Origin of the sequence: Streptomyces sp. STR69, from assembly GCF_024519455.1 — a bacterium.
Classification (GTDB): domain Bacteria; phylum Actinomycetota; class Actinomycetes; order Streptomycetales; family Streptomycetaceae; genus Streptomyces.
Genome location: NZ_JALJRY010000012.1, coordinates 282,871 through 297,417 on the forward strand (window position 1 = coordinate 282,871; position 14,547 = coordinate 297,417).

General features: G+C 69.5%; 11 protein-coding genes and 1 pseudogene. All 12 read left to right on the top strand.

The features are described 5' to 3' along the window. Positions 1-26 precede the first annotated feature (26 nt). Positions 27-2,078, top strand: coding sequence for an excinuclease ABC subunit UvrC (gene uvrC / locus OC490_RS24060; protein ID WP_262060053.1), 2,052 nt, complete (start codon positions 27-29; stop codon positions 2,076-2,078). Beyond that, positions 2,075-3,082, top strand: a complete 1,008-nt coding sequence (gene rapZ, locus OC490_RS24065) for an RNase adapter RapZ (protein WP_262060054.1) — start codon at positions 2,075-2,077, stop codon at positions 3,080-3,082. Before uvrC ends, rapZ begins: the two co-directional genes overlap by 4 nt. Next, a complete protein-coding gene (gene yvcK / locus OC490_RS24070) occupies positions 3,079-4,146 on the top strand; it encodes a uridine diphosphate-N-acetylglucosamine-binding protein YvcK (protein ID WP_262060055.1) in 1,068 nt (355 codons plus the stop codon). Before rapZ ends, yvcK begins: the two co-directional genes overlap by 4 nt. Further along, on the top strand, positions 4,137-5,126 hold the full coding sequence (whiA, locus tag OC490_RS24075) for a DNA-binding protein WhiA (RefSeq protein ID WP_019067568.1): 990 nt from the start codon (positions 4,137-4,139) through the stop codon (positions 5,124-5,126). The genes yvcK and whiA overlap by 10 nt, the downstream gene beginning before the upstream one ends. Before the next feature lie 164 nt (positions 5,127-5,290). Beyond that, positions 5,291-8,248 (top strand): M14 family metallopeptidase, encoded by a 2,958-nt coding sequence (locus tag OC490_RS24080; RefSeq protein WP_262060056.1) that lies wholly within the window; start codon positions 5,291-5,293, stop codon positions 8,246-8,248. Between the two features lie 189 nt (positions 8,249-8,437). Then, on the top strand, positions 8,438-9,448 hold the full coding sequence (gene gap, locus OC490_RS24085; RefSeq protein WP_200712138.1) for a type I glyceraldehyde-3-phosphate dehydrogenase: 1,011 nt from the start codon (positions 8,438-8,440) through the stop codon (positions 9,446-9,448). 137 nt (positions 9,449-9,585) lie between these two features. Next, entirely contained in the window at positions 9,586-10,797 is a 1,212-nt protein-coding gene (locus tag OC490_RS24090) for a phosphoglycerate kinase (RefSeq protein WP_262060057.1), read from the top strand. Positions 10,798-10,839: 42 nt separating this feature from the next. Further along, a complete protein-coding gene (gene tpiA / locus OC490_RS24095) occupies positions 10,840-11,595 on the top strand; it encodes a triose-phosphate isomerase (RefSeq protein ID WP_262060071.1) in 756 nt (251 codons plus the stop codon). Positions 11,596-11,699: 104 nt separating this feature from the next. After that, positions 11,700-11,933, top strand: a complete 234-nt coding sequence (secG, locus tag OC490_RS24100; protein WP_200712135.1) for a preprotein translocase subunit SecG — start codon at positions 11,700-11,702, stop codon at positions 11,931-11,933. A gap of 207 nt (positions 11,934-12,140) precedes the next feature. After that, positions 12,141-12,476 (top strand): RNA polymerase-binding protein RbpA, encoded by a 336-nt coding sequence (locus OC490_RS24105; protein ID WP_003957010.1) that lies wholly within the window; start codon positions 12,141-12,143, stop codon positions 12,474-12,476. Positions 12,477-12,608: 132 nt separating this feature from the next. Continuing rightward, positions 12,609-13,877 carry an MFS transporter gene (locus OC490_RS24110; RefSeq protein WP_262060058.1) on the top strand — a complete coding sequence of 423 codons (1,269 nt, stop codon included), beginning with the start codon at positions 12,609-12,611 and terminating at the stop codon, positions 13,875-13,877. 54 nt (positions 13,878-13,931) lie between these two features. Then, positions 13,932-14,547 (top strand): annotated as a pseudogene (locus OC490_RS24115) (glucose-6-phosphate isomerase); the annotation flags it as partial.

The window sequence follows — 14,547 nt, forward strand, 5'->3', positions numbered from 1 at the left end:
CACTCCGCGCCAGTAGGGTGTGAAACATGGCCGATCCCTCCAGCTACCGCCCCAGGCCGGGAGAGATCCCGGACTCGCCCGGGGTCTACAAGTTCCGCGACGAGCACCGCCGGGTGATCTACGTCGGAAAGGCGAAGAGCCTGCGCCAGCGCCTGGCGAACTACTTCCAGGACCTGGCCGGACTCCACCCGCGCACGCGCACGATGGTCACCACGGCCGCGTCGGTGGAGTGGACGGTCGTGTCCACGGAGGTCGAGGCACTTCAGCTGGAGTACTCCTGGATCAAGGAGTACGACCCCCGCTTCAACGTCAAGTACCGCGACGACAAGAGCTACCCGTACCTCGCGGTGACGATGAACGAGGAGTACCCGCGCGTCCAGGTGATGCGCGGTCACAAGAAGAAGGGCGTCCGCTACTTCGGGCCGTACGGACACGCGTGGGCGATCCGCGACACCGTGGACCTCCTGCTGCGCGTGTTCCCCGTCCGCACCTGCTCGGCCGGCGTCTTCAAGAACGCCGCGCGCACCGGCCGCCCCTGTCTGCTCGGCTACATCGGCAAGTGCTCCGCGCCCTGCGTCGGCCGCGTCTCCGAGGAGGAGCACCGCGAACTGGCCGAGGAGTTCAGCGACTTCATGGCCGGCCGCACCGGCACGTACATCCGCCGCCTGGAGCAGCGGATGACGGAGGCCGCCGAGGAGATGGAGTACGAGCGGGCGGCCCGGCTGCGCGACGACATCGAGGCCCTGCGCAAGGCCATGGAGAAGAGCGCGGTCGTCCTCGCCGACGCGACCGACGCCGACCTGATCGCCGTCGCCGAGGACGAGTTGGAGGCGGCCGTCCAGATCTTCCACGTCCGCGGCGGACGCGTGCGCGGCCAGCGCGGCTGGGTCACCGACAAGGTCGAGGACGTCACCACCGCGGCCCTCGTCGAGCACGCACTCCAGCAGCTCTACGGCGAGGAGACCGGGGACTCCGTCCCCAAGGAGGTCCTCGTCCCGGCCCTGCCCGACCCGGTGGAGCCGGTCCAGCAGTGGCTGACGGACCGCCGCGGGTCGAACGTGTCGCTGCGCATCCCGCAGCGCGGCGACAAGAAGTCCCTCATGGAGACCGTCGCGCGCAACGCCCAGCAGTCGCTGATCCTCCACAAGACCAAGCGCGCCTCCGACCTCACCACCCGCTCACGCGCCCTGGAGGAGATCTCCGAGGCCCTCGACCTGGACAGCGCCCCCCTGAGGATCGAGTGCTACGACATCTCGCACCTCCAGGGCGACGACGTCGTGGCGTCCATGGTCGTCTTCGAGGACGGGCTGTCGCGCAAGAGCGAGTACCGCCGCTTCCAGATCAAGGGCTTCGAGGGCCAGGACGACGTCCGCTCGATGCACGAGGTGATCACCCGCCGCTTCCGGCGCTATCTCGCCGAGAAGGAGAAGACGGGGGAGTGGGTGGACGGCGACGAGCTGAGTGACCTGAAGGACGACGAGGGCCGCCCCAAGCGGTTCGCCTATCCGCCGCAGCTCGTCGTGGTCGACGGCGGGCAGCCGCAGGTCGCCGCCGCCAAGAAGGCCCTCGACGAACTGGGAATCGACGACATCGCCGTGTGCGGTCTCGCCAAGCGCCTGGAGGAGGTCTGGCTGCCCGACGAGGACGACCCGGTGGTCCTGCCCCGCACCAGCGAGGGCCTCTACCTCCTCCAGCGCGTCCGCGACGAGGCCCACCGCTTCGCGATCACCTACCAGCGCGCCAAGCGCGCCAAGCGGTTCCGGGCGAGCCCCCTGGACGACGTGCCCGGACTCGGCGAGACCCGCAAGCAGGCGCTCATCAAGCACTTCGGTTCGGTGAAGAAGCTGCGATCCGCGACAATCGATCAGATCTGCGAGGTTCCGGGCATAGGTCGCAAGACCGCCGAGACCATCGTGGTGGCCCTCGCCCAGGCGGCCCCGGCCGCACCCGCCGTGAACACGGCGACTGGAGAGATCATGGATGACATGGAAGACGGGACACCCGAGACGACGGCGGGTGCCCCGGGGGAGCCCGTACCCGCGGGCGCCCCGGACGAGCGACGGGGGCAGGAGACATGAGCGAGCAAGAGAAGCGGCCCACAGCGGACCGAGATCAGACCCACAAGGAGACGGGCGAGGATCAGGCTCCACCGGAAGGCACCCAGGACAACGGAGCAGAAGTGAGTACGGACAGCACGACAGCCGGCGGGGTGCCCGAGGCGGCCATCCCCGAGCTGGTGATCATCTCCGGCATGTCCGGGGCCGGGCGGTCCACCGCCGCCAAGTGTCTGGAGGACCTCGGCTGGTTCGTCGTCGACAACCTCCCGCCCGCCCTGATCCCCACCATGGTGGAGCTCGGCGCCCGCTCCCAGGGCAACGTGGCACGGATCGCGGTCGTGGTCGACGTACGCGGACGGCGCTTCTTCGACAACCTCCGCGAGTCCCTCGCCGACCTGGAGTCCAAGAACGTCACCCGGCGGATCGTCTTCCTGGAGTCCTCCGACGACGCCCTGGTGCGCCGCTTCGAGTCCGTGCGCCGACCGCACCCCCTCCAGGGCGACGGCCGCATCGTCGACGGCATCGACGCCGAGCGGGAACTCCTGCGCGAACTGCGCGGGGACGCCGACCTCGTCATCGACACCTCCAGCCTCAACGTCCACGAACTCCGCGCCAAGATGGACGCCCAGTTCGCCGGCGAGGAGGAGCCCGAACTGCGGGCCACCGTCATGTCGTTCGGCTTCAAGTACGGCCTCCCGGTCGACGCCGACCTCGTCGCCGACATGCGCTTCCTGCCCAACCCGCACTGGATCCCGGAACTGCGCCCCTTCAACGGCCTCAACGAGGAGGTCTCGGCGTACGTCTTCAACCAGCCCGGCGCCAAGGAGTTCCTCGACCGGTACGCCGAGCTGCTGCGCCTCATCGCGGCCGGCTACCGCCGTGAGGGCAAGCGGTACGTGACGATCGCGATCGGCTGCACCGGCGGCAAGCACCGCTCGGTCGCCACGGCGGAGAAGCTCGCCGCGCGGCTCGTGGCCGAGGGCGTCGAGACGGTGGTCGTACACCGGGACATGGGACGGGAATGACGGGACGTAGCCCACGGCTCGGCCGACTGCGCCGAGTGGTACCCGAGGGACGTACGACCAGGCCCGTGGAGGCCCGCGGCGGCAAGCCGCGCCGGCGCGGCACCCAGCCCAAGGTGGTTGCCCTCGGCGGTGGCATGGGCCTGTCCGCCTCGCTCACCGCACTGCGCCGGATCACCGGCGATCTCACCGCCGTCGTCACCGTGGCCGACGACGGCGGCTCCAGCGGACGCCTGCGCGACGAACTGGGCGTGCTGCCTCCGGGCGACCTGCGCAAGGCGCTGGCCGCGCTGTGCGGCGACGACGACTGGGGCCAGACCTGGGCCCGCGTCATCCAGCACCGCTTCCAGTCCAAGGGCGACCTGCACGAGCACGCGGTCGGCAATCTGCTGATCGTCGCCCTGTGGGAGCAGCTCGGCGACCACGTCCAGGCCCTCGACCTGGTCGGCAAGCTGCTCGGCGCGCACGGGCGCGTGCTGCCCATGTCCGCCGTACCGCTGGAGCTCCAGGCACTGGTCAAGGGGCACGACCCGGCGCGGCCCGACGATGTCGACACCGTGCGGGGGCAGGCGACCGTGGCGCTCACGCCCGGTGAGGTGATGTCCGTGCACGTCGTGCCGCACGACCCGCCGGCCGTGCCCGAGGCGGTCGCCGCCGTGCTCGACGCGGACTGGGTGGTGCTCGGTCCCGGCTCCTGGTTCTCGTCGGTCATCCCGCACCTGCTGGTGCCGGAACTGCTGGACGCGCTCACCGAGACGAAGGCGCGCCGGGTACTCTCCCTGAACCTCGCGCCGCAGCCCGGAGAAACCGATGGCTTCTCCCCGCAGCGTCATTTGGAGGTTTTGGGACGACACGCCCCTAAACTCGCCCTGGACGTGGTGCTGGCCGACGAGGCCGCCGTGCCCGATCGCGCGTCGCTCACCGAAGCCGCCAAGCGGCTCGGCGCCGCGGTCGAGCTGGCGCCGGTGGCCCGGCCGGACGGAACTCCAAGGCACGACCCGGAGCTGTTGGCCGCCGCGTACGACCGTATTTTTCGGATGCATGGAAGGATCGGCCCATGGCGATGACGGCAGCGGTGAAGGATGAGATCTCCCGGCTCCCCGTCACCCGTACCTGCTGCAGGAAGGCGGAGGTCTCCGCCATTCTGCGGTTCGCCGGAGGCCTCCACCTGGTGAGCGGGCGCATCGTGATCGAGGCGGAGCTGGACACCGCGATGGCGGCGCGCCGGCTCAAGCGGGACATCCTGGAGATCTTCGGCCACAGCTCCGAACTGATCGTGATGGCGCCCGGCGGACTGCGCCGCGGCTCCCGTTACGTCGTCCGGGTGGTCGCGGGCGGCGATCAGCTGGCCCGGCAGACGGGCCTCGTGGACGGCCGCGGACGCCCCATCCGGGGTCTGCCGCCGCAGGTGGTCTCCGGGGCGACCTGTGACGCGGAGGCGGCCTGGCGCGGCGCGTTCCTGGCCCACGGCTCACTGACCGAGCCCGGCAGGTCCTCCTCCCTGGAGGTGACCTGCCCGGGCCCGGAGGCCGCGCTCGCGCTGGTCGGCGCCGCCCGCCGGCTGTCGATCGCGGCGAAGGCGCGCGAGGTGCGGGGCGTGGACCGGGTGGTCGTCCGTGACGGCGACGCGATCGGCGCCCTGCTCACCCGGCTCGGCGCGCACGAGTCGGTGCTGGCCTGGGAGGAGCGCCGGATGCGCCGCGAGGTGCGCGCCACGGCGAACCGGCTGGCCAACTTCGACGACGCCAACCTGCGCCGCTCGGCCCGCGCGGCTGTCGCCGCCGGAGCCCGGGTCCAGCGCGCGCTGGAGATCCTCGCCGACGAGGTCCCCGAGCACCTCGCCGCCGCAGGCCGGCTGCGCATGGACCACAAGCAGGCCTCCCTGGAGGAGCTGGGCGCGCTGGCCGACCCGCCGCTGACGAAGGACGCCGTGGCGGGCCGTATCCGCCGTCTGCTGGCGATGGCCGACAAGCGGGCCCAGGACCTCGGCATCCCGGGCACGGAGTCCAGCATCACCGAGGAGATGGCCGACAACATGGTCGGCTGACGCCTCCTGCGACCTGACGATCTCTCAACACGCCGGTGCGGATGTCCCCTTGGGATATCCGCACCGGCGTTTGACCGTCCTGATGCGCCCCCTTGACTCGATCATGAAGTGTCATGAGCCTGGCAACAGTTCGCTGCTGTGGCGGACAGTTGCTAGGGGGATTCATGAGACACAGAGCGAGATCGATCCTCGCTGTCGGTGCACTCCTGATCGCCGGGGCGAGCATCGCGCCGATCGCCCAGGCGCAGGGCGGGAGTTCCACGAAGGCCGACCCCGACGAGGTCAAGGTCTTCCACGCCGACGTCACCCAGAAGCAGATACCCCTGCTCCTGAAGGCCGGACAGGACGCGCACGAACTCGGCGACAACAAGTTCTCGGCCGCCGGTAGAACCTCTGTCGAGGTCTACCTCACCGACCAGCAGGCCCAGAAACTGGAGAAGCAGGGCGTCGACCTCACCGAGCACACCCTCTCGGCGAAGGCCGAGACGCGCGTCGAGGACGCGGCCCAGGGCGTGTTCCGGCCCTACAGCGGAAGCGGCGGTCTGAAGGAGGAGATCGTCAGGACGGGGCAGGCCAACCCCGGTCTCACCAAGGTCGAGTCCATCGGCAAGACGATCAACGGCCAGGACATCCTCGCGCTCAAACTGACCAAGAACGCGAAGAAGACCAAGGACGGCTCCAAGCCCTCGGTGCTGTACGTGTCCAACCAGCACGCGCGCGAGTGGATCACGCCGGAAATGACCCGCCGGCTGATGCACTACTACCTGGACAACTACAAGACCGACAAGCGCATCAAGAAGATCGTCGACTCCACGGAACTGTGGTTCGTGCTCTCCGCCAACCCGGACGGCTACGACTACACCTTCAAGGACTCCGACCCCCGCCTGTGGCGCAAGAACCTGCGGGACGTCAACGGCGACGGCACCATCTCCACCGGCGACGGCGTCGACCTCAACCGCAACTTCGCCTACAAGTGGGGCTACGACGACGAGGGTTCGTCCCCGAACCCGACGAGTGAGACCTACCGCGGCACGGCCCCCGCCTCCGAGCCCGAGACGCAGGCACTCGACACCTTCGAGAAGCGGATCGGCTTCAGCTACGGCGTCAACTACCACTCCGCCGCCGAACTCCTCCTCTACGGGGTCGGCTGGCAGGTCGCGACGCCCACCCCGGACGACGTGCTCTACAAGGCACTCGCGGGCACGCCTGACAATCCGGCGATCCCCGGCTACCACTCGCAGGTCTCCTCGGAGCTGTACACGACCAACGGCGAGGCGGACGGCCACGCGTCGAACGTCAACAGCATGTCGATGTTCACCCCGGAGATGTCGACCTGCCAGACCGCGTCGAACATCGACCCGAACGACGCCTGGAACGCGGCCGACTGCCAGTCCGTCTTCAACTTCCCCGACGACGAGAAGCTGATCCAGGACGAGTTCGCGAAGAACATCCCCTTCGCGCTCTCCGTCGCCGAGACCGCCGCCCACCCCGACCAGCCGACCTCGTCGGTCGGCCTGAGCGCCGCCGACTTCACCCCGGCCACCTTCCCGACGTCGTACTCGCGCGGCGCCGACCAGGCGGTCTCCGTCGTCGTACGGAAGTCCGTGCGCGACAAGGAGCTCAAGTACCGCGTCAACGGCGGCCGTACGCAGGACGTGGCGCTCAAGCCCTGGAAGGGCGGCCAGACCTACGGCGGGGACGACAACCTGTACTTCGACGAGTACCGGGCCAAGGTCAAGGACGGCGACCCGGGCGACAAGGTCGAGGTGTGGTTCACCGGCAGGACGAAGGCCGGGAAGCCCACCTCCAGCGCCCACTTCACGTACACGGTCGCCCAACGACCCGCCGCCGACACCCTCGTGGTCGCCGAAGAGGGCGCCGCCGCCACCCAGGCGCAGACCTACGTCGACGCGCTGAAGGCGAACGGCCGCAAGGCGATCGTCTGGGACGTCGCCACGCAGGGCGCGCCCGACGCGCTCGCCGTGCTCGACCACTTCAAGACGGTCGTCCACTACTCCGGGCCCGCAGGCCCGGGCAACGACACCCAGCTCCAGCTGCGCGCCTTCCTCAACGAGGGCGGCAAGCTGATCGAGGCCGGCGAACAGGCCGGCGGCTCCGTCGCCCTCGCCGACGGCACCCCCTCGAACGACTTCAGCCAGTACTACCTGGGCGCCTACTCCCGTACGTCCCTCCCCGGGGCCACCGGCTTCAACGGCTCCGGCAAACTCGCCGGCTTCACCGGGCCGCTCAGCGGCGCGCCCGGCAACCCGCTGGACCGGGCGGGCAGTTACAGCGTCACCTCCGACTCGCTGTCCCCGGCCACCTACCCGCAGTTCGCGAGCGCCGGCGCGGGCCAGTTCGCCGGGACCGTCAACCCGTACGGGCCCTTCGCGGGCTCATACATGGCCGCCGCCGTCCACACCGACGACGCCTACAAGCGCCTCACCCGCACCATCGACCTCACCGGGGTGAGCGCGGCCGACAAGCCCACGCTGCGCAGCGAGCTGCTGTGGGACACCGAGCCCGGCTACGACCACGCCGTCGTCGAGATCCACACCACCGGCGCCGACGACTGGACCACGCTCCCGGAGGCGGGCGGCGCCACCAGCACCGCGCTGCCCTCGGAGTGCGAGGCCGGCTTCCTGGTCGCCGAACACCCGTGGCTGAAGCACTACCTGACGTTCGCCACCACCGGCTGCACCGCGACCGGCTCCACCGGCTCGTGGAACAGCTTCACCGGCGCCTCCAACGGCTGGCAGCAGGTCAACTTCGACCTGAGCGCCTACGCCGGCAAGTCCGTCGAGGTATCGCTCAGTTACATCACCGACCCGGGCTCCGGCGGCCACGGCGTCCTCGCCGACGACGCCTCGCTCGTCGTCGGGGGCACGGCCACCCAGACCGAGGGCTTCGAGACCTCCCTGGGCGCCTGGAGCGTGACCGGACCGCCCCCGGGCAGCCCGGCGGTCCTGAAGGACTGGACGCGCACCGGAGCCCTGTTCCAGACGTACGGCGCGATCACCACCGACCGCACCGTGCTGCTGGGCTTCGGCCTGGAACAGGTCACCGCGCCAGCCGACCGCGCGGCCCTGCTCAAGAAGGCACTCGCGGCTCTGAAGAGCTGACTCGGTGTGACGATGTCATGAACATCCAGGGCGGTCCGTACCCCTACTGGCGGGTACGGACCGCCCTGCGGTGTATGGGGCATCTCGATGTCACCACGGGGGGCTCAGGGAGGTAGGGTCGTAGGCGGTCGGGGACATCCCATACAACTCGCCGGCACTGAGCCGGCGTACCAACGAGGAGATCGGTTCGTGACGATCCGCGTAGGCATCAACGGCTTTGGCCGCATCGGTCGTAACTACTTCCGCGCGCTGCTGAAGCAGGGTGCTGACATCGAGATCGTGGCTGTCAACGACCTGGGTGACACCGCGACCACCGCTCACCTGCTCAAGTACGACACCATTCTGGGCCGCCTGCAGGCCGAGGTGTCGCACACCGCCGACACGATCACCGTCGACGGGCACACGATCAAGGTCCTGTCCGAGCGCAACCCCGCCGACATCCCGTGGGGCGAGCTGGGCGTCGACATCGTCATCGAGTCGACCGGCATCTTCACGAAGAAGGCCGACGCCGAGAAGCACATCGCCGGCGGCGCCAAGAAGGTCCTCATCTCGGCTCCGGCCAAGGACGAGGACATCACCATCGTGATGGGCGTCAACCAGGACAAGTACGACGCGGCCCAGCACCACGTCATCTCGAACGCCTCCTGCACCACCAACTGTGTGGCGCCGATGGCCAAGGTTCTCGACGAGAACTTCGGCATCGTCAAGGGCCTGATGACCACGGTGCACGCGTACACGAACGACCAGCGCATCCTGGACTTCCCGCACTCGGACCTGCGCCGCGCGCGTGCCGCCGCCGAGAACATCATCCCGACCACCACCGGTGCCGCCAAGGCCACCGCCCTGGTCCTCCCGCAGCTCAAGGGCAAGCTCGACGGCATCGCGATGCGCGTCCCGGTCCCGACCGGCTCGGCCACCGACCTGGTTGTCCAGCTCCAGCGCGAGGTCACCAAGGACGAGGTCAACGCCGCGTTCAAGAAGGCCTCCGAGGACGGCGACCTCAAGGGCTACCTGACGTACACCGAGGACCCGATCGTCTCCTCGGACATCGTCGGCGACCAGGCCTCCTGCACCTTCGACTCCCTCCTGACCATGGTCCAGGACGGCACGTCGGTGAAGATCCTCGGCTGGTACGACAACGAGTGGGGCTACTCCAACCGCCTCGTCGACCTCACGGTCTTCGTCGGCGGCCAGCTCTGACCCCCAGAGCAGGCAACTCGATGTGAGCCAGGGCTCGGGCAGCGCACGCCGCGCTGTCCGGGCCCTGCGCCACGTGGTGATCGATCAGCCCTCTCCGATCCGAAGAGCCTGAAGAGCCTTCCCTAGGAGTCCCATTCATGAAGACGATCGACGAACTTCTCGCCGAAGGCGTGGACGGCAAGCGGGTTTTCGTCCGCGCCGACCTCAACGTCCCGCTGGCCGACGGCCTCATCACCGACGACGGCCGCATCCGCGCCGTACTGCCCACCGTCAAGGCCCTCGTCGAGGCGGGCGCCAAGGTGATCGTCGCCTCGCACCTGGGCCGCCCCAAGGGCGCCCCGGACCCGGCCTTCTCCCTGCTGCAGCCCGCCGAGCGGCTCGCCGAACTCCTGGGCGCGCCGGTCGCGTTCGCCCAGGACACGATCGGCCCCGCCGCCCACGACGCTGTGCGCGGTCTGGAGCCCGGTCAGGTCGCGGTCATCGAGAACCTGCGCTTCAACGCGGGCGAGACCGCCAAGGACGACACCGAGCGCGGCGAGTTCGCCGACCAGCTCGCCGCCCTGGCCGACATCTACGTAGGCGACGGTTTCGGCGCCGTGCACCGCAAGCACGCCTCCGTGTACGACCTCCCGGCCCGTCTGCCGCACTACGCCGGCTACCTCATCGCCACCGAGGTCGGCGTCCTGAAGAAGCTCACCGAGGACGTCAAGCGGCCCTACGTCGTCGCCCTCGGCGGCTCCAAGGTCTCCGACAAGCTCGCCGTCATCGACCAGCTCCTCGGCAAGGCCGACCGGCTGCTCATCGGCGGCGGCATGGCCTTCACCTTCCTCAAGGCCCAGGGCTACGAGATCGGCGCCTCCCTGGTCCAGGACGACCAGCTGCCCGCCGTCACCGAGTACGTCGAGCGCGCCGAGAAGAACGGCGTCGAACTCGTCGTCCCCGTCGACGTCGTGGCCGCGACCGCCTTCCCGGACCTGAAGACGAAGGCCCCCTCCCACCCCGTCACCGTCGCCGCGGACGCCATCCCGGCCGACCACATGGGTCTCGACATCGGTCCCGAGACCGGTGCCCTGTACGCCTCGAAGCTCGCCGACGCGGCCACCATCTTCTGGAACGGCCCGATGGGCGTCTTCGAGCACCCCGACTACGCCGAGGGCACCAAGGCGGTCGCCCAGGCCCTCGTCGACTCCCAGGCCTTCACCGTCGTCGGCGGTGGCGACTCCGCCGCCGCCGTCCGCATCCTGGGCTTCGACGAGACGGCATTCGGCCACATCTCGACCGGCGGCGGCGCCTCCCTCGAATACCTAGAGGGCAAGACGCTCCCCGGCCTCGCCGCACTGGAGGACTGACCACTCATGGCTCCATCCGTTTCCTCTGGGCGCACGCCGATCATGGCGGGCAACTGGAAGATGAACCTCAACCACCTCGAGGCCATCGCCCACGTCCAGAAGCTCGCCTTCGCCCTCGCGGACAAGGACTACGAGGCCGTCGAGGTCGCCGTCCTGCCGCCCTTCACCGACCTGCGCTCCGTGCAGACCCTGGTCGACGGCGACAAGCTCAAGATCAAGTACGGCGCCCAGGACATCTCGGCGCACGACTCCGGCGCCTACACCGGCGAGATCTCCGGAGCGATGCTGGCCAAGCTGAAGTGCACCTACGTGGCCGTCGGCCACTCCGAGCGCCGCCAGTACCACGCCGAGACCGACGAGATCGTCAACACCAAGGTCAAGGCCGCCTACAAGCACGGCCTCACCCCGATCCTGTGCGTCGGCGAGGAACTGGAGATCCGCGAGGCGGGCAACCACATCGCCCACACGCTCTCCCAGGTCGTCGGCGGCCTCAAGGACGTCCCGGCCGAGCAGGCCGAGTCGGTCGTCATCGCCTACGAGCCCGTCTGGGCCATCGGCACCGGCAAGGTCTGCGGCGCCGACGACGCCCAGGAGGTCTGCCAGGCCATCCGCAGCAAGCTCGCCGAGCTGTACACCCAGGAGCTGGCCGACCAGGTCCGCATCCAGTACGGCGGCTCCGTCAAGTCCGGCAACGTCGCCGAGATCATGGCCAAGCCCGACGTCGACGGCGCCCTGGTCGGCGGTGCCTCGCTGGACGCCGACGAGTTCGTCAAGATCGTGCGCTTCCGTGACCAGTGAGACCGTGAGTAGGCCGTAGCGACGATCCGTCGTACCCTTGCGGGGACATGGCTCCACAGCCATGTCCCCGTCGTCCGTCCGAATCCGAGGAAGTTGGTCCAGCCGTGGTTTTGGGGTTCTCGATCGCCCTGATCGTCTTCAGCCTGCTGCTGATGCTGCTGGTGCTGATGCACAAGGGGAAGGGCGGCGGTCTCTCCGACATGTTCGGTGGCGGCATGTCGTCGTCCGTCGGTGGTTCTTCGGTCGCCGAGCGCAACCTCGACCGCATCACCGTGGGGCTCGGTCTTCTGTGGTTCACCTGCATCGTCGTGCTCGGCCTGCTGATGAAGACGAGCTGACCGCACGTTCCTTCGCACATTCCGTACGTAAGGCCCCATGTTCGGTACGCGCAGCTGAGCGCGGCCTATCATGGGGCTTGCGTCTAGGTGTAGGGGCTGTAACTCCAACCACTGGACGCGCGTTGGGCCTTACGTAGACTGAGGCGCTCGCAACGGAGCGAAAACGCCGACTCGCTTCGCGGCACCATCACGCAGGGAGTTACGACCGTGGCAAGTGGCAACGCGATCCGAGGAAGCCGGGTCGGGGCGGGGCCGATGGGTGAGGCCGAGCGTGGCGAGTCCGCGCCCCGGCTGCGCATCTCCTTCTGGTGCTCCAACGGGCACGAGACGCAGCCCAGCTTCGCCAGCGACGCGCAGGTCCCCGACACCTGGGACTGCCCGCGCTGCGGCTTTCCCGCCGGACAGGACCGGGACAACCCGCCGGACCCGCCGCGCACCGAGCCCTACAAGACGCACCTCGCGTATGTACGGGAGCGGCGCAGCGACGCGGACGGCGAGGCGATCCTCGCCGAGGCGCTCGCCAAACTGCGGGGAGAAATCTAGGAGTTGAACCGGCCGGACGCCCACAGGGTGTCTGGCCGGAGCTGTTTCGCACCCCGGCGGCCGACCGGCCCCGGACCGATTGTCAGTGGCACCCTCTACGGTTTGTGCATCGGTGAACCGCGAGGGGGAGTGGTGACGACGGTCGAGGTGACGGGCAGTCATGTGCCCGCGTGGCGTGGGGGGTTCGGGCGGCTGTGGAGCGCCGCCGTGATCTCGCGGTTCGGGGATGCGCTGCGTACGGCCGCGCTGCCCCTGATCGCCGTGCGGCTCACGGACGATCCGCTCGTCATCGCCTCCGTCACCGCCTGCGGATACCTTCCCTGGCTGCTCTTCGGACTGCTGGGCGGGGCCGTCGCGGACCGAGTGGACCAACGGCGCGCGATGTGGGCCGTGGACTCGGTACGAGGGCTGCTCGTCGCCTCGTTCGCGCTCGCCGTCGGACTCGGTCACGCCTCGATCCCGCTGCTGCTGGCCCTCGCCTTCTGCCTGACCACGCTCCAGACCCTCTTCGACAACGCGTCCACGGCCCTCCTGCCGTCGCTGGTGGCCCGTGAGGCGCTGGGCAGCGCCAATGCCCGGCTGATGACCGGCCAGCAGCTCGCCGGCGGTCTGCTGGCCAGTCCGCTCGTGCCGCTGCTGCTTACGGCCGGGGCGTTCATGCCGTTCGCGGCCGACGCGAGCACCTATCTCCTGGCCGCCGCCCTCGTGGCCTCCCTGCAAATCCGCCCGCCCGAGCGGGAGCCGCGCCCGGCCGGCAGCACCCTCAGGACGGAGATAGGGGAAGGCCTGCGCGCCCTGTGGAGCGACCGGGTGCTGCGCGCGACCTGCGTGGCCACCCTGCTGTGCAACATCGGCATGGGTGCCCTGATCGCCACACTCGTCCTGCACGTGACGCGCTGGCTGGACGCGGGCAACGCCGGATACGCCGCCGCGATGACGGCGTACTCGGTCGGCAGCTTCTCCGGGGGCTTCGTCGCCCAGCGGATCGCGCGCCGCACCGGCCGCGTCCGGGCGCTGCTGGTCGCAGGGAGCGTCCAGACGTCGTCGCTGCTGCTCATCGGGACCGTCCGCCACCTGGCCGCCCTGGCCGCGGGCATGCTGCTGCTCGGCGCCATGAACATGGTGTGGAACGTCAACCAGGTCACCCTGATGCAGCAGCGCAGCCCCGCGGCCATGGTCGGCCGCATCGCCTCCGCGTTCCGCACCTCCTCGACGTCGGGAGCCCCGATCGGCGCCCTGCTCGGCGGAACCGTGGCAGGGACCTACGGACTGAACGGCCCCGCCCTGCTCGCGGCAGCCCTCTTCGGGCTGGCCGTCGCCTCGTTGATACCCGCGGTCAAGCCGGACGTACCTGTTGTTGCACCGGAGGACAACGGGACGACCGCTCGCGCCACGGGCTGATCAATTAGGTTGGAACCGGCCCCCAGGTCGGTAGGAAAGAAGGCTGAAGTCGCAATGAACGCAGACGGCCGTACCAGGCTCAACCAGACGCCCGAGTGGACCGCCTTGGCCAAGCACCGTGAGGAGCTCGGCGAGGTGCAGCTGAGGGAGCTGTTCGCCGCCGATCCCGGACGCGGCAGCGGGTACACGCTCAAGGTCGGTGACCTGCACCTCGACTACTCGAAGCACCTCGTCACCGACGAGACCCTGCGGCTGCTGCACGCGCTGGCCGCCGCCACGGACGTCTTCGGGCTGCGGGACGCCATGTTCCGCGGCGAGAAGATCAACGTCACCGAGGACCGCGCGGTCCTGCACACCGCGCTGCGCGCCCCGCGCGACGCGGTGATCGAGGTCGACGGCGAGAACGTCGTGCCGCAGGTGCACGCGGTGCTCGACAAGATGGCCGGCTTCGCGGACCGGGTCCGCTCCGGAGAGTGGACCGGGCACACCGGCCGGCGCATCAAGAACATCGTCAACATCGGCATCGGCGGCTCCGACCTCGGCCCGGCGATGGCCTACGAGGTGCTGCGCAGCTTCACCGACCGCGAGTTGACGGTCCGGTTCGTGTCGAACGTCGACGGCGCCGACCTGCACGAGGCGACCCGTGACCTCGACCCGGCGGAGACGCTGT